Source organism: Polymorphospora sp. A560, from assembly GCF_045781765.1.
GTDB classification, from domain to species: domain Bacteria; phylum Actinomycetota; class Actinomycetes; order Mycobacteriales; family Micromonosporaceae; genus Polymorphospora; species Polymorphospora lycopeni.
In genome coordinates this window covers 202,860-224,596 of the sequence record NZ_CP122282.1, presented here as the reverse complement: position 1 = coordinate 224,596, position 21,737 = coordinate 202,860, and the positions used below count along the sequence as shown (strand labels likewise).

Below are 21,737 nucleotides of genomic sequence, written 5' to 3'. Positions count from 1 at the left end.
GGGTACTGTCGGCGAGCTCCCACACGACGACCGGATGCTCCCGACCAGGTCAGGAAGGCTCCGCCGCGAGGTGGTCGCGTAAACGTTCGACGAACACCGTCACCGCTCGTGGATCAGGCGTCTGTCCGGCCTGGAACATCGCCATCTGCAGTGCCGGCCCGAACCGGTCGTGGCCGTCCATGTCCTCGCGCCGTACCGGCTGGACGACGAAGTGGATGTGCCCGGGCCTGCCGTCGGCGTGCGACCACAGGCACACGTAGACCTGCTCCGGGCTCGTCAACGCCGTCACCGCGGCGGCCATCCGCCGCAGCAGTGGGCCGAGTTCCGAGCTCTCGCCATCGGTCAGCTCGGCGACCTGCACGACGTGCCGCAACGGCTTGACGATCAGGGTGCCCACACCGAGCGGACCGACGCAGTGCTCGACCACCCAGTGCGCCGTCCGGTGGATGCGACCCCCCGGTACGGATGTCCGGCCTGCGGTGAGGTCGCAGGCCAGACATCCGACGACGTCGTCCATCCGAGCCTCCAGACCGGCGCCGGCGGACGGTCGCCATGGATCCCGAGTGGGCCGCCAGGGACTCGAACCCTGAACCTATGGATTAAAAGTCCACAGCTCTGCCTATTGAGCTAGCAGCCCGCGCCGACCAGGCTACCTGACCGGCGCCCAGCGGTCGCACAGTTACTTCCCCCACGGGTTCACGGTGGCTCGGATGAGGGGTTGTGCCTACCGACCGTGGCAGCCTGCCGGTGTGCGGTCGCCGGCCTGCCGACGTGTCGAGGTGGCTAGACGTGCTGGTCCGGCGGAAAGCCGGTCCAGCGTAGTGCGGCGGGAAGGTGCCCCATGTCGTTGAAGAGCACCAGTGCCGGCGGGCGATCCGGGCGGTACAGGATCGTGGTCAGGGCGCAGTTGCCCTGGTTGAGGCCCAGCCACCGCCACTCGGGGGCGTCGAGGGCGTGCCGGATGAACCAGCCGATCAGGAAGTTGTGGGTGACGATCAGCTCATGGCTGGCCGGGTCGGCGCCGCCGGCCGTGGCTGGTACGCCGTACCGCTGGATGGCGGCGTTCGCCAGCTCCGCTCCCGTCGCGTAGTCCTCGGTAGAGAGCCCGTCGAGAAACCTGGCGTACACATCGGGCAGAGCCTGCGGATCCGGAACTGGCGGGATGTAGTCGCCCACCAGTTCAGAGGATTCGACCGGGACGCCAGGCAGGTGCTCGCAGATCACCCGTGTCGTCTCCACCGCGCGAAGCAGCGGACTGTGATGGATGGCGCTGATCGGGAGTGACGCCAACCGCTGCCCCAACATCGCGGCCTGCTGCCGGCCGCGATCGGTCAGCGGGCCGTCGGCCAGGGCCTCACCGTGTCGCGCCAGATGTAGAAAGCGATCTGCCATGCCGCCTCCCCCGATCGCACCGTTGTCCCCTGATCATCTACGGTCCGACCATTCGAAAGCAAAAATGGTTGTGGGCCACCCGAAATCGGATGGCCCACAACCATGAAGAAGTCCGGCGGTGTCCTACTCTCCCACACCCTCACGAGTGCAGTACCATCGGCGCTGGAGGGCTTAGCTTCCGGGTTCGGAATGTAACCGGGCGTTTCCCCTCCGCCATAACCGCCGTAACACTATCGACTTATCAAACACCACCCACAACCACCCACATTCCCTTGGGCGGGGGGTCGGGTGTTCGTTTGTCGGGAATCACACAGTGGACGCGTAGCAGCTTAGTAGTCAAGTCCTCGGCCTATTAGTACCGGTCAACTCAACACGTTACCGTGCTTACATCTCCGGCCTATCAACCCAGTCGTCTAACTGGGAGCCTTACCCCACCAAGGTGGGTGGGATACCTCATCTTGAAGCGAGCTTCCCGCTTAGATGCTTTCAGCGGTTATCCCTTCCGAACGTAGCCAACCAGCCATGCTCCTGGCGGAACAACTGGCACACCAGAGGTTCGTCCGTCCCGGTCCTCTCGTACTAGGGACAGCCCTTCTCAAGTATCCTACGCGCACGGCGGATAGGGACCGAACTGTCTCACGACGTTCTAAACCCAGCTCGCGTACCGCTTTAATGGGCGAACAGCCCAACCCTTGGGACCTGCTACAGCCCCAGGATGCGACGAGCCGACATCGAGGTGCCAAACCATCCCGTCGATATGGACTCTTGGGGAAGATCAGCCTGTTATCCCCGGGGTACCTTTTATCCGTTGAGCGACACCGCTTCCACACGCAAGTGCCGGATCACTAGTCCCGACTTTCGTCCCTGCTCGACCCGTCAGTCTCACAGTCAAGCTCCCTTGTGCACTTACACTCAACACCTGATTGCCAACCAGGATGAGGGAACCTTTGGGCGCCTCCGTTACCCTTTAGGAGGCAACCGCCCCAGTTAAACTACCCACCAGACACTGTCCCTGAACCGGATCACGGCCCCAAGTTAGATACCCAAATCAACCAGAGTGGTATTTCAAGATTGCCTCCACCTGTACTGGCGTACAAGCTTCACCGGCTCCCACCTATCCTACACAAGCTAATTCAGATACCAATGTCAAGCTATAGTAAAGGTCCCGGGGTCTTTCCGTCCTGCCGCGCGTAACGAGCATCTTTACTCGTAATGCAATTTCGCCGGGCCTGTGGTTGAGACAGTGGGGAAGTCGTTACGCCATTCGTGCAGGTCGGAACTTACCCGACAAGGAATTTCGCTACCTTAGGATGGTTATAGTTACCACCGCCGTTTACTGGCGCTTAAGTTCTCAGCTTCGCCCCGAAGAGCTAACCGGTCCCCTTAACGTTCCAGCACCGGGCAGGCGTCAGTCCATATACATCGAATTACTTCTTCGCATGGACCTGTGTTTTTAGTAAACAGTCGCTTCCCCTGCTCTCTGCGGCCATACCACGCTCCAGGAGCAAGTCCCTTCACGCGTCCGGCCCCCCTTCTCCCTAAGTTACGGGGGCAATTTGCCGAGTTCCTTAACCACAGTTCGCCCGATCGCCTCGGTATTCTCTACCTGACCACCTGTGTCGGTTTGGGGTACGGGCCGCTAAGAACTCGCTAGAGGCTTTTCTCGGCAGCATAGGATCACTGACTTCACCTGAATCGGCTCGGCATCACGTCTCAGCCACAAGGTGTGCGGATTTGCCTACACACCGGCCTACACGCTTACCCCGGCACAACCACCGGCCGGGATCAGCTACCTTCCTGCGTCACCCCATCGCTTGACTACTACCCACCAGGTTCCCAGGCTCACCAGCATCAGTCCGAAGACCTCCACCAGATCACGTGGTTAGCACAACGAGGTTCATCATGGGCGCTCTTTCGCGGGTACGGGAATATCAACCCGTTGTCCATCGACTACGCCTCTCGGCCTCGCCTTAGGTCCCGACTCACCCAGGGCGGATTAACCTAGCCCTGGAACCCTTGGTCATCCGGCGGAAGGGTTTCTCACCCTTCATTCGCTACTCATGCCTGCATTCTCACTCGTGCCGCGTCCACAGCTGGGTCACCCCGCTGCTTCACCCCCGGCACGACGCTCCCCTACCCATCCACACACCTGCACCCACACCCAAAGGCATAGGCGAAGTAAAAATGTGAATGCCACAGCTTCGGCGGTGTACTTGAGCCCCGCTACATTGTCGGCGCGGAACCACTTGACCAGTGAGCTATTACGCACTCTTTAAAGGATGGCTGCTTCTAAGCCAACCTCCTGGTTGTCTATGCGACCCCACATCCTTTTCCACTTAGCACACGCTTAGGGGCCTTAGCTGGTGATCTGGGCTGTTTCCCTCTCGACTACGAAGCTTATCCCCCGCAGTCTCACTGCCACGCTCTCACTTACCGGCATTCGGAGTTTAGCTGATTTCGGTAAGCTTGTAGGCCCCCTAGACCATCCAGTGCTCTACCTCCGGCAAGAAACACGCAACGCTGCACCTAAATGCATTTCGGGGAGAACCAGCTATCACGGAGTTTGATTGGCCTTTCACCCCTAACCACAGGTCATCCCCCAACTTTTCAACGTTGGTGGGTTCGGCCCTCCACACGGTCTTACCCGCGCTTCAGCCTGCCCATGGCTAGATCACTCCGCTTCGGGTCTAGAACATGCGACTAAACGCCCTATTAAGACTCGCTTTCGCTACGGCTACCCCACACGGGTTAACCTCGCCACATGCCACTAACTCGCAGGCTCATTCTTCAAAAGGCACGCCGTCACCCCTAAAGGCTCCGACGGATTGTAGGCGAACGGTTTCAGGTACTATTTCACTCCCCTCCCGGGGTACTTTTCACCATTCCCTCACGGTACTAGTCCGCTATCGGTCACCAGGAAGTATTCAGGCTTACCAGGTGGTCCTGGCAGATTCACGGCAGATTACAGGGGTCCGCCGCTACTCGGGAACATCCACAGAAGACCAGCCACTTTCACCTACCGGACTATCACCGACTACGGTTGGCTTTCCCACACCATTCGGCTAGCAACTGGCTTTATAACTTCTCGAACAAGTGTCAGCTTGTCCAGCAGAGTCCCACAACCCCGACCACGCAACCCCTGACAGGTATCACACGCAACCGGTTTAGCCTAAATCCGCTTTCGCTCGCCACTACTCACGGAATCACTATTGTTTTCTCTTCCTACGGGTACTGAGATGTTTCACTTCCCCGCGTTCCCTCCACACACCCTATGCATTCAGGTGCGGGTGACATCACATGACTGATGCCAGGTTTCCCCATTCGGACACCCTGGGATCACAGCTTGGTTGACAGCTCCCCCAGGCCTATCGCGGCCTCCCACGTCCTTCATCGGCTCCTGGTGCCAAGGCATCCACCGTCCGCCCTTGACAACTTGACCACAAAGATGCTCGCGTCCACTGTGTAATTCTCAACAAACGACCAACCCACAACCCACAGCACCACACCAAACCCCGAACCCCCACCCAACAGGGCAAGACTCCGACCGGTATGCGGCACCAGGCCATGCCTGGACAACCCGAAACAACAACCCACAACATGCGGCTTGTTCTTTCAGGACCCAACAGGATGCTCACATTCACCACCAGCCGCACCAACCATCCGTTCCTGTCCCCACAGGGATGTACTAAGACAGCCAGCCGTTGCCGGCAGAAAACTCACCAGTGTCTCCGCCAATCGAGCAACCCCGACCCAACATCCGCGGGCCGCGGGCTCCTAGCCGACCTTCGCCGGCAGGTGCTCCTTAGAAAGGAGGTGATCCAGCCGCACCTTCCGGTACGGCTACCTTGTTACGACTTCGTCCCAATCGCCAGCCCCACCTTCGACGGCTCCCTCCCACAAGGGGTTAGGCCACCGGCTTCGGGTGTTGCCGACTTTCGTGACGTGACGGGCGGTGTGTACAAGGCCCGGGAACGTATTCACCGCAGCGTTGCTGATCTGCGATTACTAGCGACTCCGACTTCACGGGGTCGAGTTGCAGACCCCGATCCGAACTGAGACCGGCTTTTTGGGATTCGCTCCACCTCACGGTATCGCAGCCCATTGTACCAGCCATTGTAGCATGCGTGAAGCCCTGGACATAAGGGGCATGATGACTTGACGTCATCCCCACCTTCCTCCGAGTTGACCCCGGCAGTCTTCGATGAGTCCCCGGCATAACCCGCTGGCAACATCGAACGAGGGTTGCGCTCGTTGCGGGACTTAACCCAACATCTCACGACACGAGCTGACGACAGCCATGCACCACCTGTGAACGGCCCCGAAGGACCCGACATCTCTGCCGGATTTCCGCCCATGTCAAACCCAGGTAAGGTTCTTCGCGTTGCATCGAATTAATCCGCATGCTCCGCCGCTTGTGCGGGCCCCCGTCAATTCCTTTGAGTTTTAGCCTTGCGGCCGTACTCCCCAGGCGGGGCGCTTAATGCGTTAGCTGCGGCACAGAGAACCGGAGAGGCCCCCCACACCTAGCGCCCAACGTTTACAGCGTGGACTACCAGGGTATCTAATCCTGTTCGCTCCCCACGCTTTCGCTCCTCAGCGTCAGTATCGGCCCAGAGACCCGCCTTCGCCACCGGTGTTCCTCCTGATATCTGCGCATTTCACCGCTACACCAGGAATTCCAGTCTCCCCTACCGAACTCTAGCCTGCCCGTATCGGCTGCAAGCCCGCAGTTGAGCTGCGGGTTTTCACAGTCGACGCGACAAGCCGCCTACGAGCTCTTTACGCCCAATAAATCCGGACAACGCTCGCGCCCTACGTCTTACCGCGGCTGCTGGCACGTAGTTGGCCGGCGCTTCTTCTGCAGGTACCGTCACTTGCGCTTCGTCCCTGCTGAAAGAGGTTTACAACCCGAAGGCCGTCATCCCTCACGCGGCGTCGCTGCATCAGGCTTCCGCCCATTGTGCAATATTCCCCACTGCTGCCTCCCGTAGGAGTCTGGGCCGTGTCTCAGTCCCAGTGTGGCCGGTCGCCCTCTCAGGCCGGCTACCCGTCGTCGCCTTGGTAGGCCATCACCCCACCAACAAGCTGATAGGCCGCGAGCCCATCCCAAGCCGAAAAACTTTCCACCCCCAACCATGCGGTCAGAAGTCATATCCGGTATTAGCCCCCGTTTCCGAGGGTTATCCCAAAGCCTGGGGCAGGTTACTCACGTGTTACTCACCCGTTCGCCGCTCGAGTACCCCGAAGGGCCTTTCCGCTCGACTTGCATGTGTTAAGCACGCCGCCAGCGTTCGTCCTGAGCCAGGATCAAACTCTCCAACAAAAACCTGTCGAAAAATCCATCCCGGCAATCAAAGATTGCCAAAGGAATCCAAACCCAACCCACCCCAACAAACCGTTGAAGCAGACCAAGCCCGGGAAATAATCATTCTTGGCACTGGCTTACAAGCACCCTGTTGAGTTCTCAAAGAACAAACACACACCAAACCCGAACCCCACCAACAAGCAGGACCCGAACCCGGGGCAACTCCTCTACGCTACCCGTCTCACTTGCCCGCGTCAACTCAGTGTTTCAAGTTGGTCAAGGTTTGCTTGACGGACCCCACGCTCACGCTCACCATGACCTGGCGCTCGTTTCGAGTCGAAGGAAGATCCTGCAGCCCGGCCGAAGATCGCCTTCGCGTTTTCTCCGTCCGGCTCGCTGCCGGCCCCGCCACGCTACCTGGCCTCTGTTGCCGCGTCAAGCCCTGACTTTCTGGCCTTCTTCGACTCCATCTGACCCTCCCCACAGTGGCTCCCACCGGTAATTCCGGTGCTCCTCACTACGGGGAACCTGCAGAACCGGCCGGACCACCACTTTCGCGGTGTTCCCGCCCGGCTCCCTGCCGGCCCGCAGAACATTACCGAAGGCCCACGTGATCACAAAATCGGGGGGTGACCGTCGGCGGGCCAACAGTCCACATAGGTCCGGCTGGAGGCCGCGACCTTGCCCAGAAGGCTCATCCGACCCCGCCGTGCACGACGATCGCCGCGAAGGTCCCGAGCACGATGAACGGTCCGAAGGGCAGGTGTCCCGACCAACGCACCCTGCCGGCCGCCATCATGGCCAGCGCGCATACGGCCGACGCCATGAACGTGAGCAGAAGACCACCGACGAGAACACCCCAGCCGAGCCAGCCGAGCACCGCCCCGCTGCTCAGGACGAGCTTCGCGTCCCCAAGTCCGAATCCGCGTCGGCCGAGAAGGAGAGTGGACGCGGCGAACAGCGCCGCTAGGGCCGTACCCGCTATCAGTGCTCGCACCCATCGGGTCGGCTCCTCCCCCAGGAGCGCGGCAAGGGCCAGCAGGGCCCAGGTTCCCGCGGTGGCGGTCCAGGTGAGCCGGTCCGGCAGCCGGTGCACGGCGACATCGACGAAGGTGAGTGCTACGGCGCAGCCCGCCCACCAGGCGAAGGCGAGCGTGGTCAGGATCGGTTGCCCGGCGAGGACGAGGCCCACCCCCGCGACGACGACAGCCAGCTCGACCAGCAGGGCAGGTGCGCCCACCCTCGTTCCGCAGCGGTCGCATCGACCTCTCGGCAGGAGTACACCGGTCCCGCCGTCCAGGCCGACCGGCGCGGCGCAGCTCGGGCAGTCCTGGCGTCGTGGCTGACCTGGCGGTACGGATTCGGTGGCCACCACGGCCCGGAGCAGCGGTGTCAGGGTGAGGATCCGGAGCAGACGTACGGACCAGCGGGGCGCGTCGAGGGGGCCGGCCTCGGACACCTCGGTGCGTTCCGGAGGTGGCCCCACCTGCGGAACAGTCCTCGATCGACGTACGGAACGATCACCATCAGTAGTTGGCCCATTGCGCTCCTGCGGCACCACGGGACCGCCGCCCGCAACCCCCGGCTCATCTTCGGAAAACGGCCACATCATGACTCTCCCTTGCATATCCCACCGTCACCACCGGCAGAGTGGCCGCTTTGCGAATCTCGAAGATCATGAAAAAGTGACCGTGGGTAATACCCGGCGGATTCAGCACAACTTTTCATGATCGTCACAGTACGTATTCCTCGTTTGTGACCTCTTCTGCACAAGCGTCGACCAGCCTATGCTGCCCCCTTGGGTGATGAGCTACCGCCGGGAAACATCTGCCGAACCCGGCGTTAGCGCGAAAAGGGTGGGGGAACGTGCGCCGCGTGGAGGGCGGCGGCACGCGATTCGGGCTATCGTCCGTAACGCGTAACAGGTAATCCAAGACGACAAATGTGCAACGCGGAGACGCCTTGGCCCCCGAGCTGGCCGGAAGGCGACTTCCGCCGTACCCACTGAGTCGACGATACGTCTCTGACCAGCCCTTATCCGGGCCGGACGGCTCATCCGAGCTGTCCGACCGGCGATGGTTCAGAGGAGGGAAAGGCCTTTGCGTAGACCGCATGCGGGTCGGCTTCGAGTCGGTCTCACCGCTGTCGTCGCCGTCTTCACGCTTGCCTCTTGCGGGTCGGCCGGCGAATCTGCCGATACTCCGGAAACCCGTGGTGACACCGGCGCCGCGCCTACTACGGACCCACGTAAAGAGCAGGCCGCTGAATCCGCCCTGACCGCGTACGCCGGTTATCTCGCCGCCTCGAAGGCGGCCGAGTCGGTGCCCGATTACCAACACCCCGACCTGAGGAAGTATCTGGCCGATCCGTTGCTGACCCGGGTACGGCTTGCCATTCGCGACGTGAAGGACAACGGTGCCATGCGAACCGGCTCTCTTGTCTCCGATCCCACGGTGACCTTCGTCGACCTGGACGCGGTACCCCCGACCGTGTCCATCCAGGACTGTCTGGACGGCACCGGCTACAAGCTGGTGTACGCCAAGAACCGCAAGGAGGTTCCGGGCACCGCGAGCGCGCGATACGTCGCCACCGCGACCGCCAACCTCTACCCCGACGGACGCTGGCTGATCAGCACCGGTGCCGCACACCCGGACCAGCCGTGCTGACCCGGCGGTTGCTCGCGATCGGGGCGGGCCTCGCCCTGCTACTGGTCGGCACGCCGGTGCTCGCGGCGAACCCGAACGGTGGTGCGGAATGCCCACCCGGCCAGACCACCTGCCACGCGTGGGGCGGAGGTCCGGGCACCCCGGGAAATCCGGGTGGCGGCGGGAACACCGGCGGCGGCAACAGCGGTGGCGGTGGCAACCGGAAGTGTTACGACCAGGGGCAGGAGATTCCCTGCTACGACGACGTCCTCGGCTGGTGGAACCCGTCGGACGGCTGCCGCTACAAGCTTGCCGAGCCGCAGGGGTCGGATGTGCCGGCAGGCAAGACTCGCTACTGGCGCAGTTGTGCCGGCGGTGGCATGGGCAGCTTCGAGCCGGTGCTACGCGACTCGCCGCCAGCCGGCTTCGAGGCTCCGCCGTCGCCGGGCGACGTCGCCCGACGACTGCTCACGACCATTGAGATGAAGCGTCCGGTCATTTCCACCGCCCCCAGCGCCACCGGCGCGGGCTTGGTCGGTCTGCCGGTCTGGCTCTGGATTGATCCTGGGCAGGCCTACTGGGGACCGATCGTCGCAGAAGCTGAAGAACAGGGCGTATACGTCAGGCTCGAAACAAAGGCGCACAAAATCGTTTGGGACCTTGGTGACGGCAGCGATCCGGTCGTCTGCACGAACCCCGGTGAGCGCTACACCCCGGCCAAGGCATCGCAACGGCCTCCCTGTGGCCGCTCGTCCGGTTACCAGAAGTCGAGTCGCAACCAGCCTGGCGGCCGGTTCACAGTAACCGCGACGACGTACTGGGACGTGCAGTGGTGGAGCGGCACCATGACGGACACCTTCGAGGACCAGGAACGTACGAACTCGGTCAGCGTCCAGATCGACGAGTTGCAGGTGGTCACCGGATGACGCTCACGACGACGCGCAACGAACCGCTCGACGCCCCGATCGCGCCACCCCGGGTGGTTCGCCAGCGCCGGATGCGGCCCGGCCTGCTCGGCCTGGCGGTGCTCCTGGTCGCGCTCGGCGGCCTCGGCTCGGCCTTCGCCGTGACGTCGGTACGCGCGACCGGCTCCTACCTCGCCATCGCGCGGCCGGTCACGGTCGGATCGGCGCTCAGTGCCGACGATCTGGTCACCGTGCAGGTGGCGGGCGGCCAGGGCCTCGTTCCGGTGCCGGCCGGCCGGATCGACGACGTGATCGGCAAGCGGGCTGTCGTGGGTCTGGCCGCCGGCACGCTGCTCACCATGTCGCAGCTCACGGATCAGCCGATGCTCGGTCCCGACCAGCAGCAGATCGCGCTGGGCCTCGCCGCGAGTGAGGTGCCGGCCCGGAAGCTGAACCCCGGCGACCGGCTGCTGCTGGTGAGCACGCCGGCGAAGAACAGCGAGGGAAACGCCCCGAGCACCCGCTTCGAGGCGACTGTGATCGACATGGCCGCCGACCGGAACAACGTGGTGCTCTACATCGCGCTGGCGAACCGTGACGTGGCCGCCGTGGTGGCGCTCGACGCCAGCGACCGAATCGCGGTCGTACTGACCGGGGCAGCCTGAGCATGGCTGTCATCGCCCTCGTCTCGGCCAAGGGGTCGCCCGGCGTGACGACGGCCGCGCTCGCCTGCGCGCTGTCGTGGCATCGCCGGATGGTCCTCGCCGAATGTGACCCGGCCGGCGGCTCGATCATGGCGGGTTACCTTGCCGGCGCCGTCGAGGGCCCCCGGGGTATCGGCGAACTCGCCGTCGCCGAGCTTCGTGACGGCAACCTGGAGACCGACTTCTGGTCGCAGCTCATCGACCTGGACGCGCCCCGCCGGGAGCGGCTGCTGCTGCCCGGGGTCGTCGATCCGGCCCAGGCGGGCAGTGTCATCCCGCTGTGGCAGCGGTTCGCCGACTTCTTCACGGATCTGGAGAAGGGCGATCCGGCGTACGACGTGATCGTGGACTGTGGGCGGTTGCAGGTCGTCGGGCCGCCGTGGCCGGTGTTGCGGGCCGCCACGGTGGTCATGGTCGTCACCGGGGCACACCTGCCTGAGCTGTCCAGCGCCCGCGCCACGGTGAAGGCGATCCAGCGTGACTTCGCCGAGCATCGGGTGCCGCCCGGTTCACTGCGGCTGCTGCTGGTCGGCGCCGGGCACAGCCGGGGCGAGATCAGCAAGGCGTTGCAGTTGCCGGTCATCGGGGAGCTGCCGCGTGATCCGCGTACCGCGGAGGTGCTCAGCCACGGCGGCACGGTGCGGGCCGGACGACCGCTGATGCGCGCGGCCGGGGCGCTGGAGGTCCCGGTACGGGCGTTGCTGGACCGGCGGCGGGCCCGGCTGTCCTGGCCGGCGGCCATCGGGGAGGCACCGCATGCGGTTTGAGCCGGTTTCACATGATCCACGCAACGGCTCGCACGGTGCGACCTCGACGGTGCCGCCGGTCGCGAACGGACGGCACCACCCGCCGTCACCGATAGCGCCCGTCCTGCCCTCGCCACCGCCCGTCGCGGCGCCGCCGCCCCGGCCGCGACTGGACTTCGCCGTGGTGCGTGAGCTGCGTCGCGAGCTGAGCGAACGGCTCACCCTGTGGCAGCGCGGACGCGAGTTCACCGTCGACGAGGAGGACGTCGAGCGGGCCCGGTTGGCGGTGGCGGTCGTCGCCGAGTACGCCGACGCCGTCCGGCGGGCCGGCACCCCGATGCCGGCCGCCGAGGAGCGGGTGCTGCTCGACCAGGTCACCGCGGAACTCGTCGGGCTGGGCCGGTTGCAGACGTTGCTCGTCGACGACTCCATCGAGGAGGTGCACATCCTCGGCTGCGACCAGGTGCGGATCACCCGGCGGGGCGGTGGCGTCGACTGGGGTGACCCGATCGCCGACAGCGACGACGAGATGGTGGAGATCCTGCAGGCCGCGGCGCGGCGGGCGGGAGCCACCGAGCGGTCGCTGTCGACGTCGAAGCCGACCCTCGACCTGCAACTCCCGGACGGCAGCCGGCTGGCCGCGGTCTACCTGGTCAGCCACCGCCCCTACGCGGTGATCCGGAAGCACAACACCCTGGACGTGTCCCTCGACGACCTCGCCGGCGGCCGGTCCGACCTGGACGAGATGGTCGACGTACTGGTCCGCGACTTCCTGCGGGCGTCGATGCGGGCCGGGCTGAACATCATGGTCGCCGGGTTGGCCGGGGCGGGGAAGACGACGGTGGTCCGGGCTCTGATGAACGAGATCCCGCCGGACGAGCCGTACGTGCTGCTGGAGGAGAGCCGGGAGTTGCTGCCGGCCCGGCGGCTGGCCAAGCACCGGGCGGTGATGAGCTTCGAGTCCCGGGAGGGGCACGGCGAACGCGGACTGGACGGGCGGCCGGCCGGCGAGGTCACGATCGCCGACCTGATCCCGGTGGCGTTGCGGATGGGTGTGCTGCGGATCGTCGTCGGCGAGGTCCGGTCGCGGGAGATCGTGCCGATGCTCCAGGCGATGACCACCAGCCGGGGGTCGATGTGCACCATCCACGCCCGTACGCCGGCCGGGGTGAGCGAGCGGATCGTCGAGCTGGCGCTCGCGCACGGCCGGGAGATGACGGTCGACCAGGCCCGGCGGATGGCGGGCAACGCCCTCGACCTGATCGTCTACGTCACCGTCGAGGACGAGACCGCGATCGGTGGACGCAAGCACCGCTTCGTCTCGCACGTCGAAGAGGTCATCGGCGCTGCCGAGGGGAGCCGGATCAGCACGACCAGAGTCTTCGGTCCCGGCCCGGACGGGCGTGCCGTGCCGCAGCACCTGCCGGAACGGATCCGCGAGCAGTTGCTGCGGATCGGCTACGACGCACGGATGCTGAGCCGTTACATCGAGGCCGGCACGGGGGCCTGGCGGCGGCCCCGGCACACCAGGGTGAGGCGGTCGTCGTGACGCTGCCCGCCAACATCGAACTGATCGCGGTGATCTCCGGTGCGGCCTGCGCCGGTGGTCTGGTGCTGGCCGTGGTCGCGCTGGTCGGCACCAGCCGGCCGGCCGCTCCCCGGACCGGCAACGAGTGGCTGCACCGGCTCTGGCTCGGTTCGAGCAGCAACCGCCGTGACCAGCGCCGTCACCAGGCATTGCTGGCCGGCGCGCTGGTCGCCGGCGCGGTCGCGTTCCTGCTGACCGGCCTGCCGATCGTCGGTGTGCTGGTCGCGATCGCGGTGCCGGGTGCCCCGTGGCTGTTCACCGTGGGGAAGGCGGAACAGCGAACCATCGCCCGGATCGAGGCCGTCGGCGAATGGACCCGCCGGCTCAAGGACGTCTCCAGCACCGGCCAAGGCCTCCAGCAGGCGATCGTCGGCACGGTCACCAGTGCGCCGGAGGAGATCGAGGAGGAGGTGCGGCTGCTCGCCGCCCGCCTCCAGGCCGGCTGGTTGGGGCGTACCGCGTTGCTGGCCTTCGCCGACGACATCGGCGACCCGGTCGGTGACCAGGTGGTCGCGGCGCTGATCCTGCACCTGACCGACCGGGGCGAGCGGCTCGGCGACGTACTCGGCTCGATCGCCTCGGCGGCGGCCGCCGAGGTGGCGACGCGCCGCGAGGTGGAGGCCAAACGTACCCAGCCGCGGTTCGCGGTGCGCTTCCTGACCGGGATGACGCTGCTGGTGCTCGGCTACGGCCTGCTCAACCCCGAATACATGCAGCCGTACGGCACGGCGGGTGGACAGCTCGTCATGGTCGTCCTGGGCGGGCTGTTCGTCGCGCTGCTCGCCTGGGTGCGGTCGATGAGCCTGCCGCCGAAGCCGGCCCGGTTCCTCGCCGCCCCGAGCGTCGACGAGGTGTTGCGATGATCCTCAACCTGCACCTCACGATCGCGGTCGTCGGGGGCGCCCTCGTCGGTCTCGGCATCTTCCTGGTGATCCGCGAAGCGCTGCCGGCCACTCCCGCGCTCGCCCCGGCTCTGCGCCGGCTGCATCAGCCGGCGACCGGCGGCCGGCAGTCGGTGAAGGGCGGCCGTGACCTGGAATGGCTCGGCGGGCTGACCCGTTGGGTCCGACCGCCGGTCCGGGATCTGGCCCTGCTCGGCCGTACGCCCGAGCAGTACACCCTGTCGCTGCTGCTCTCCGCCCTCATCGGGCTGGCCACCCCGGCGCTCGGCGCGGTGCTGCTGACCGCCGGCGGGGTCGAACTGCCGGTCACCGTCCCGGTCCTGGCTAGCCTCGGCGTCGCCGGTGCGATGGCGCTGATCGCCCACCGGGACGTGCTCGCCAAGGCGGAACGGGCGCGGCGGGAATTCAGCCGGGCGGTCTGCACCTATCTCGACCTGGTCGCGTTGCAACTGTCCGCCGCCCACGGGCCGGTGCAGGCCCTGGAACAGGCGGCGGCGGTCTGTGACGGCTGGGTCTTCGAACGGATCCGCGAAGCACTGCGGATGGCCCAGCTCCAGATGCACTCGCCGTGGGAGGAGTTGCGCGACCTCGCCGACGAGATCGGCGTACCGGAACTCGGCGACGTCGGCTCGATCATGCAGATGTCCGGCGCCGAGGGCGCCCAGGTGCACGAGACTCTCCGGCAGCGGGCCGACTCGCTGCGTGACCAGATCCGCACCGACAACCTCGCCCGGGCCGAGGCGGTCACCAGCCAGCTCGACATCCCTGGCGCGCTGCTGGTCTTCGTCCTCATCGGATTCGTCCTCTACCCGTTCATCACCCGGATCTGACCACTGCCCCGAAACCCTCGAACCCCCGAACTCGAAACTGGAGGAAGACGATGGCCGTCCTCTACTACCTGCAGGCCAGGCTCGCCCAGCGGCTGGCCGAGCTGCGCCGCCCCGAGGAAAGCGACCGGGGTGACGGACCGGTGCCGACCGCGATCATCATCGCCGGACTCGCGGTGCTCGGCGTCGCGGTACTCATCTGGGCCACCGGCCTGGTCCAGCAGTACATGGAAACCGATGTCCCCAACATGCCGGGCGTCCCCGGTGTCGGAGACGGCGCCTGAGCCGTGCTTCCACCGTCACGCAGCGGTCCGCGCCGGGGCGCCACCACGCCCCGGCGCGGACCCGCCACGCCCCGGCACCGGACCGGGATGCCGATCCGGCGTCCGGCCACGGGGCAAGACCGAAACCGGGCCTGGAGTCGGCTTCGGCAGCGGCTGACGGACTCGGGCGGCGACCGGGGTGCCAGCCCCATCGAGCTGGCCATCCTGGTGCCGGCGATCCTCGTACTGCTCTTCGCCTCGATCCAGGTGGCGGCGATCTTCCTCGCCCGGTCGGCGGCGCTGGCCGCCGCCCAGCAGGCGGTCACCGCGCAGCGCATGCTCGACGCCGAACCGGGCGCCGGCCAGGAACGTGCCGCCCAGTTCCTGGCCCAGCCGTCCGGTGAGTGGCTGGTCGACGCGGTCATCGAGCCGCCGGTGATCACGTACGACGACGGCGACCCGGCCGGGGTGGAGTTCACCGTACGGGGACGGGCGCTCTCGCTCGTGCCGTGGCTCGATCTGACTGTCGTGGAGACCGCCCACGGCACCGTCGAACGGTTCACCGACGAATGACGCCCGTACGGCCCGCCCGCCGCAGACCGGACCGCGGATCGGTCTCGGTCGAGGTCGCCATCCTCACTCCGGCCTTTCTGCTGCTCATGGTGTTGGCCGCGATCGCCGGGCGGACCGCCGTCGCACAGAGCACCCTGCAGATGGCGGCGCACGACGCGGCGCGGGCGGCGTCGATCTCGCGGACCGCCGGGGTGGCCGCCGACCGGTCCCGGGACGCGGTTCTGCAGCGGATGAACTGGGAAGGACTGCGCTGCGTGGGCCAGCCCGACGTGCAGCTGTCGGGTTGGATCGCCGGCCGGGGCACGGTCGGGTTCGCCGAGGTGTTCGACGAGGAGACCGTCGGCGAGGCGGCGTCGGTGACCGTAAGGATCTCGTGCGAGGTGACGTTCGCCGACCTGGCCCGGCCCGCCGACGTACCCGGATCGCGGGTGGTCGAGGCGACCTTCACCTCCGCCGTGGACCGTTACCGGGGGCGCGGATGAGTGGGATGCGGGCCGACAGCGGGCGGGTGAGCGTGTTCGTCGCCGTCGCCATCGGTGCCGTGCTGCTGATCGTGGGCCTCGTCGTCGACGGCGTCGGCCGGCTCCGGACCCAGCAGCTCGCCGACAACATCGCCGCCGAGGCGGCCCGCACCGGTGGGCAGCAGATCGACCGGGCGGCGGCGGTGGGCGGCGGTGCCAAGGTCGTCGACGTCGACGAGGCCGTCGCGGCCGCCGAGGCGTACGTCGACGGGTTCGTCCTGCCCGACAACATCACCGCCACCGGGACGGCGGAGCCGGTGGCGGGTGACGGCACCCGGCTGCGGGTGATCGTGACGCTCACCTACCAGCCGGTGATGCTCACCTTCCTCGGCGCCGACGTGGGGACGGTCACCGGCCAGGCCACCGCCGTGCTTCTGACCGAGGAACCGTAGGGAGGCAGTACCGTGACCGAGCGCAGCGAGAAGATTCCATGAGCGGCCGCCGAGTCTCCGCGCCGCGCCGGATCGGCCAGGTGGTGACCGGCCTGGGGGCGTTCGTCGTCCTGATCGCCTTACTCTTCGGGGCACCGGCGGCGCTGATCGCCGTCGCCGGCAACCCGCTGCCCGACCATCTGCCGACGTTCGCCGAGGTTTCCAACGCCCTCACCAGCCGCGACGACGGCCAGTTGTTCCTGCGGGCGCTGGCGGTGGTGGGCTGGCTGGGGTGGGCGACCTTCGCCCTGTCCGTGCTCGTCGAACTGCCGGCCCGGGCGTTGCGCCGGCCCGCGCCCAGGTTGCCCGGCATGCGGCGGCAGCAGCGGATCGCCGCCGCGCTGGTCGGCTCGGTGGCCATGGTCGTCGTGGCCGCACCTGCGGCGACGGCGGCGACCGTCGGCCCCACGACCACCAGCGCCACGGTGACCACCGCCGCTCCACAGTGGATGGTTCCGCCGCCGGTCACCACGCCCGGCCCGGCAGTGGTCGAGACGGCCGGAAACGACCGGTCGGCCGCGGTCTACCGGGTGGAGCGCGGCGACTACCTGGGGCACATCGCCGACCGCTACCTCGGCGACTTCGCCGACTACCGGGAGATCGCGGCGCTCAACGAGGTCCGCGACCCGGACCGGATCCGGCCCGGCCAGACGCTGCGGCTGCCGGACCACGCCGTCGACCGGGGGGCCCGTACGCATGCGACCGGAGCGGTGGCCGTTCCGGCGACGCCGCCCCCGGCCGCCGCCCCGACCCCGGCGTCACCGCCAGCGCCGGAGCAGGCCGAATCCGAGCAGCCGCCAGCGGCCGAAAACCCGACGAAGCGGCCGACCACCAGCTTCGCGGGTGGCGCGGCGGGCCGCCCGGGTGGGCTGGACACGGCGAACAGGCCGCTCGCGGTGACCGCGGTGATCGCCGCGGCCAGCATCGTCGGCGCCCAGATCGGCATGCTGATGGGGCTACGCCGCCGGCCGGCCAAGGCCCACTCGACGGACAGCGGACGGCATCGCCGCGACTGACCGCCCGGACGGGGCCGGGATGGTCAGGGCAGTTGCGCCTCGACCCTGCCGTCGACCACCCGGGAGCGCAGCACCTGCTGGTCGGTCGCGGCCGGCCCGTGCACGGCCTCGCCGTTGGCGAGTTCGAAGGTGCTGCCGTGCCAGGGGCAGACGACGCAGGCCCGCCCCTCGATCCGGGTCAGGCTGCCCTCGCTGAGCGGCCCGTTCTGGTGCGGGCAGTGTTCGAGCATGACGGTGATGTCGTCGCCGTCGCGGTAGACGAGCACCCGTACGTCGTCGATGAGCCGGCTGACCAACTGGTCCTCGGGCAGCGACGAAAGGTCGGCGACCGGATGCCAGCCGTCGCTGATCAGGTGCAGCTGCGGAACCGCCTGGTTGACCCCGGCCGCCTGCTTGTAGGCCAGGTGCCCGCCGAGGTACGCGCCGCCACTGGCGGAGGCGAACCCGAGGTATGCCAGGGCCCGGCCGACGTTGTGCCGGCCGGTGAGCCGGGCCGCGAACGAACCCGCGTAGAGCACCAGGGCGATCTGGTTGGCGACCGCGTGGACCAGGCCGACCCGGCGCTGTTCGGGTGACAGGGAGGCCCAGTCGTTGAGCCCGGTGACCACGGCCGGCAGCGCGCCGCCGACGCCGACCCCGGTCAGGATGGTGGCGGCGCGGCGCTGGCCCCGCAGCAGATCGAGTACCGCAACACTCGTCCACGCCCCGATCGGCACCTGGACCAGGGCCGGGTGCAGAGGGTGGCCGAGCCAGACCCCGTGTAGCGCGTCGCGCAAGCGGCGGGGCCGCAGGATCGACAGGACCCGCTCCTGGATGGGGTCGGCCAGCCGGTCCAGCCGGGACGCCCGCTCGATTCTGCTCAAGAGTTCTCGCACAGGTGGCGGCTTCCCCTCGCCGACCAGCCCAAACCCCTGGCCGACCGGCCCGCGCCCGGAGAGTCCCGGCATGGCGAGGGGCCGCCGGGGTACGTGAGGGACATGCGAGTCGCGATCACCGGAGCCACCGGAAACGTCGGAACCGCTCTCTTGCGCCGCCTGGCGGCAGAACCGGACATCGAGGTCGTCGGCCTGGCCCGCCGCCCACCGAAGCCGGGATCGGGTACGCCGTACGACGGTGTCGACTGGCACGCCGTGGACCTCGGCGACAGCTCGGCCGCGGACCGGCTCGCCCCGCGGCTGGAGGGGGTGGACGCGGTCGTACACCTGGCCTGGCAGATCCAGCCGAGCCACGACCGGCGGCGGTTGCGGCGTACGAACATCACCGGCAGCCGGCACGTGGTGGAGGCGATGCTGCGCGCGGGGGTGACGAAGCTGGTGTACGCGTCGTCGGTCGGCGCCTACGCGCCGGGTCCGAAGGACCGTGGTGTCGACGAGACGTGGCCGACCACCGGGGTGCGCCGGTCGTCGTACAGCACCGACAAGGTGGCGGTCGAACGGATGCTCGACCAGTTCGAGCGGGAACGGTCGCGGCTGCGGGTGGTACGGATGCGTACCGCACTGGTCTTCCAGGGCGAGGCCGGCCCGGAGATCGGCCGGTTCTTCGTCGGGCCGCTGGTGCCACGGGGGCTGCTGCGCCCGGGGCGGGTGCCGGTCGTACCCCGTAACGGCCGCCTGCGCGCGCAGACGGTGCATGCCGACGACGCCGCGCAGGCGTACCTGATGGCTCTTCGCCGGGAGGTGACCGGGGCGTTCAACATCGCGGGTGAGCCGCCGCTCGACGGCAAGGTGCTCGCCACGGAGATGGGCGCCCGTACGGTGCCGGTGCCGCTGCCGGTGCTGCGTACGGCGGCCGCGCTGACCTGGTACGCCCGGTTGCAGCCGACCGAGCCGGGTTGGATCGACCTGGCCGCCGGGGCGCCGCTGATGGACTGTTCCCGGGCCGGCGACCTGCTGGGCTGGACGCCGCGGCACGACGCGCGGGCGACGTTGCGCGAGTTGCTGGCGGGGATGGCGTCGGGTGCGGGTATGCCGAGCGCCGCGCTGCGGCCGGCGGGCCGGCGGCTGGCGACGGGGCTGCCCGGCCACGGCAACCCGGCGTGACCGAAGCCCCGTGACCAAAGCCCGCTGGCCGCAGCCCGCTGGCCGCAGCCCGCTGGCCGCAAGATCCCCGTGATCAGGGGACTTGTCGCAAGACACACCGACGACACGCCCGACTTGATCCCTGATCACGGGGATCTTGCGGGTCTGCCGTGGTCGGCGGCACCTGACCGGGTCCCTTCGGCGAGTGCCGCCGACCACGGCTCGTCGCCCCCGGCGGCGACGGGTCTGCGGCCGGCGCGGCCGGCTCAGTCGATCCGCAGCCAGACGGCCGTGTCCGGTGGCAGCAGTTCGCCGTCCAGCGGACCGCTGGCCAGCAGGCACGAGCGGTGCTCGGGCAGCACGACCGAGCCGGTGGATAGGTTGACCACGCAGGCGAATCCGGGGTCGCGGGCGAAGGCGAGCACGCCATCGGGCGACGGCAGCCAGCGCAGGCCGCCGTCACCGAGGCTGGGCTCGGCGCGCCGGATCCGGATCGCGTCGCGGTAGAGCTCCAGCATCGAGTGCGGGTCGCCGGTCTGGGCCTGCACGGTGCGGTCCTTCCAGTCCGCCGGTTGCGGCAGCCAGGGCGGACTGGTGGCGCCGGCCGGGCTGAACCCGAACGGCGCGGCGTCGCCGGACCACGGCAGCGGCACCCGGCAGCCGTCGCGCCCGTGCCCGGACCGGGCCCACATCGGGTCCTGGCGCAGCGCCTCCGGAATGTCCTCGACCTCCCACAGCCCCAACTCCTCGCCCTGGTAGACGTAGGTGGCGCCGGGCAGCGACAGGGTCAGCAGCGCGCCGGCGCGGGCCCGGCGGGTGCCGAGTTCGAGGTCGGTGACCACGCCGTGGCGTTTGGTGGCGAAGCTGAACGTGGTGTCCTCCCGGCCGTAACGGGTGACGTGCCTGGTCACGTCGTGGTTGGACAGCACCCAGGTGGCGGGCGCGCCGACCAGGGCGTGCGCGTCCAGGGTGGCGTCGACACAGGCACGCAGGAGGTCCGGGTCCCAGGCGCAGCCGAGGAACTCGAAGTTGAACGCGGTGTGAAGTTCGTCGGGGCGCAGGTAGTTGGCGAACCGGCGGGTGTCGGGCAGCCACACCTCGCCGATCAGGATCCGGTCACCGGGGTACTCGTCGGTGATCCGCCGCCAGGACCGGTAGACGTCGTGGACCTCGTCGAGGTCGACGTACGGGCTGGGTCGGTCGGCGTGGTGGTCGGGCAGGGCCGGGTCCTTGAGCAGCAGGGCGGCCGAGTCGATCCGGACGCCGTCGACCCCGCGGTCGAGCCAGAAGCGCAGGATGCTCTCGAATTCGGCCCGGACCTTCGGGTGGTCCCAGTTGAGGTCCGGCTGTTCGGGGCTGAAGAGGTGCAGGTACCAGTCGCCGGGGCTGCCGTCGGGGTCCGTGGTGCGGGTCCAGGTGCCACCGCCGAACTCCGAGCGCCAGTTGTTGGGCGGCTCGTCGCCGTTAGGGCCGCGCCCTGGCCGGAACCAGAAGAGGTCACGCTCGGGTGCGTCCGGCCCGCCGGCGAGCGCCGCCTGGAACCACGGGTGCGCGTCGGAGCAGTGGTTGGGCACCACGTCGACGATGATCCGGATGTTCGCGGCGTGTGCTTCCCTGATGAGCGCCTCGGCCTCGGCCAGGGTGCCGAAGATCGGGTCGATGTCGCGGTAGTCCGACACGTCGTAGCCGGCGTCGGCCATCGGTGACGGATACCACGGGCTCAGCCAGATCGCGTCGACGCCGAGCGCGGACAGGTGGTCCAGGTGGGCACGGATGCCGGCGATGTCGCCGACACCGTCGCCACCGCCATCGGCGAAGCTGCGCGGATAGACCTGGTAGATCACCGCGCCGCGCCACCACGGGTCGCCGTCTGCTGTGGACACGGGCACCTGCTTTCTCAG

18 protein-coding genes, 1 tRNA gene and 3 rRNA genes are annotated in these 21,737 nt (G+C 67.7%); 13 read left to right on the top strand and 9 right to left on the bottom strand.

Annotation, left to right across the window (positions count from 1 at the left end; all coding sequences use genetic code 11):
- Nucleotides 1-49: 49 nt before the first annotated feature.
- The 7 genes from QCD66_RS01080 to QCD66_RS01050 all read right to left on the bottom strand — a co-directional run bounded on the left by QCD66_RS01080 (nucleotide 50) and on the right by QCD66_RS01050 (nucleotide 8,306).
- The gene (locus QCD66_RS01080; RefSeq protein WP_375735572.1) at nucleotides 50-517 is read right to left on the bottom strand and encodes an HIT family protein; all 468 of its coding nucleotides are present in this window, start codon (nucleotides 515-517) and stop codon (nucleotides 50-52) included.
- Nucleotides 518-564: 47 nt separating this feature from the next.
- A tRNA-Lys gene (locus QCD66_RS01075) sits at nucleotides 565-637 on the bottom strand.
- 146 nt (nucleotides 638-783) lie between these two features.
- Nucleotides 784-1,392 (bottom strand): histidine phosphatase family protein, encoded by a 609-nt coding sequence (locus tag QCD66_RS01070; protein WP_375735571.1) that lies wholly within the window; start codon nucleotides 1,390-1,392, stop codon nucleotides 784-786.
- A gap of 110 nt (nucleotides 1,393-1,502) precedes the next feature.
- Nucleotides 1,503-1,619, bottom strand: a 5S ribosomal RNA gene (gene rrf / locus QCD66_RS01065).
- A gap of 105 nt (nucleotides 1,620-1,724) precedes the next feature.
- Nucleotides 1,725-4,831: ribosomal RNA gene (locus QCD66_RS01060) — 23S ribosomal RNA — on the bottom strand.
- 367 nt (nucleotides 4,832-5,198) lie between these two features.
- A 16S ribosomal RNA gene (locus tag QCD66_RS01055) occupies nucleotides 5,199-6,715 on the bottom strand.
- The 16S, 23S and 5S rRNA genes sit together here, the layout of an rRNA operon.
- Before the next feature lie 676 nt (nucleotides 6,716-7,391).
- Nucleotides 7,392-8,306: a prepilin peptidase gene (locus QCD66_RS01050; protein ID WP_375732711.1), complete on the bottom strand. Its 915-nt coding sequence runs from the start codon at nucleotides 8,304-8,306 to the stop codon at nucleotides 7,392-7,394.
- A 466-nt stretch (nucleotides 8,307-8,772) separates the two neighbouring features.
- Between QCD66_RS01050 and QCD66_RS01045 the strand changes: the two genes are divergently transcribed.
- From QCD66_RS01045 to QCD66_RS00990, 12 genes are all read left to right on the top strand, one after another.
- Entirely contained in the window at nucleotides 8,773-9,363 is a 591-nt protein-coding gene (locus QCD66_RS01045) for a hypothetical protein (protein WP_375732704.1), read from the top strand.
- Nucleotides 9,357-10,268, top strand: coding sequence for a hypothetical protein (locus QCD66_RS01040; protein ID WP_407566968.1), 912 nt, complete (start codon nucleotides 9,357-9,359; stop codon nucleotides 10,266-10,268). Before QCD66_RS01045 ends, QCD66_RS01040 begins: the two co-directional genes overlap by 7 nt.
- Nucleotides 10,265-10,912 (top strand): SAF domain-containing protein, encoded by a 648-nt coding sequence (locus QCD66_RS01035; RefSeq protein ID WP_357544426.1) that lies wholly within the window; start codon nucleotides 10,265-10,267, stop codon nucleotides 10,910-10,912. The genes QCD66_RS01040 and QCD66_RS01035 overlap by 4 nt, the downstream gene beginning before the upstream one ends.
- A 2-nt stretch (nucleotides 10,913-10,914) precedes the next feature.
- Nucleotides 10,915-11,718, top strand: a complete 804-nt coding sequence (locus QCD66_RS01030) for a ParA family protein (protein WP_357544425.1) — start codon at nucleotides 10,915-10,917, stop codon at nucleotides 11,716-11,718.
- A complete protein-coding gene (locus QCD66_RS01025) occupies nucleotides 11,708-13,246 on the top strand; it encodes an ATPase, T2SS/T4P/T4SS family (RefSeq protein WP_364220952.1) in 1,539 nt (512 codons plus the stop codon). The genes QCD66_RS01030 and QCD66_RS01025 overlap by 11 nt, the downstream gene beginning before the upstream one ends.
- Nucleotides 13,204-14,148, top strand: a complete 945-nt coding sequence (locus QCD66_RS01020) for a type II secretion system F family protein (protein WP_375732710.1) — start codon at nucleotides 13,204-13,206, stop codon at nucleotides 14,146-14,148. Before QCD66_RS01025 ends, QCD66_RS01020 begins: the two co-directional genes overlap by 43 nt.
- Entirely contained in the window at nucleotides 14,148-15,017 is an 870-nt protein-coding gene (locus QCD66_RS01015) for a type II secretion system F family protein (RefSeq protein ID WP_357544429.1), read from the top strand. The genes QCD66_RS01020 and QCD66_RS01015 overlap by 1 nt, the downstream gene beginning before the upstream one ends.
- 50 nt (nucleotides 15,018-15,067) lie before the next feature.
- Nucleotides 15,068-15,298 (top strand): hypothetical protein, encoded by a 231-nt coding sequence (locus tag QCD66_RS01010; RefSeq protein ID WP_364220949.1) that lies wholly within the window; start codon nucleotides 15,068-15,070, stop codon nucleotides 15,296-15,298.
- A gap of 87 nt (nucleotides 15,299-15,385) precedes the next feature.
- A complete protein-coding gene (locus tag QCD66_RS01005) occupies nucleotides 15,386-15,850 on the top strand; it encodes a TadE/TadG family type IV pilus assembly protein (RefSeq protein WP_375732703.1) in 465 nt (154 codons plus the stop codon).
- Nucleotides 15,847-16,332: a TadE/TadG family type IV pilus assembly protein gene (locus tag QCD66_RS01000; RefSeq protein ID WP_364220943.1), complete on the top strand. Its 486-nt coding sequence runs from the start codon at nucleotides 15,847-15,849 to the stop codon at nucleotides 16,330-16,332. Before QCD66_RS01005 ends, QCD66_RS01000 begins: the two co-directional genes overlap by 4 nt.
- The gene (locus QCD66_RS00995) at nucleotides 16,329-16,763 is read left to right on the top strand and encodes a hypothetical protein (RefSeq protein ID WP_375732702.1); all 435 of its coding nucleotides are present in this window, start codon (nucleotides 16,329-16,331) and stop codon (nucleotides 16,761-16,763) included. Before QCD66_RS01000 ends, QCD66_RS00995 begins: the two co-directional genes overlap by 4 nt.
- A gap of 38 nt (nucleotides 16,764-16,801) precedes the next feature.
- A complete protein-coding gene (locus QCD66_RS00990; protein ID WP_375732701.1) occupies nucleotides 16,802-17,818 on the top strand; it encodes a LysM peptidoglycan-binding domain-containing protein in 1,017 nt (338 codons plus the stop codon).
- Nucleotides 17,819-17,841: 23 nt separating this feature from the next.
- On the opposite strand, the gene QCD66_RS00985 is transcribed toward QCD66_RS00990, so the two are convergent.
- Entirely contained in the window at nucleotides 17,842-18,693 is an 852-nt protein-coding gene (locus QCD66_RS00985; protein WP_375732700.1) for a Rieske 2Fe-2S domain-containing protein, read from the bottom strand.
- A gap of 102 nt (nucleotides 18,694-18,795) precedes the next feature.
- Between QCD66_RS00985 and QCD66_RS00980 the strand changes: the two genes are divergently transcribed.
- Nucleotides 18,796-19,857: an NAD-dependent epimerase/dehydratase family protein gene (locus QCD66_RS00980; protein WP_375732699.1), complete on the top strand. Its 1,062-nt coding sequence runs from the start codon at nucleotides 18,796-18,798 to the stop codon at nucleotides 19,855-19,857.
- 245 nt (nucleotides 19,858-20,102) lie between these two features.
- On the opposite strand, the gene QCD66_RS00975 is transcribed toward QCD66_RS00980, so the two are convergent.
- Entirely contained in the window at nucleotides 20,103-21,719 is a 1,617-nt protein-coding gene (locus tag QCD66_RS00975) for an alpha-amylase family glycosyl hydrolase (protein WP_375732698.1), read from the bottom strand.
- Nucleotides 21,720-21,737 lie beyond the last annotated feature (18 nt).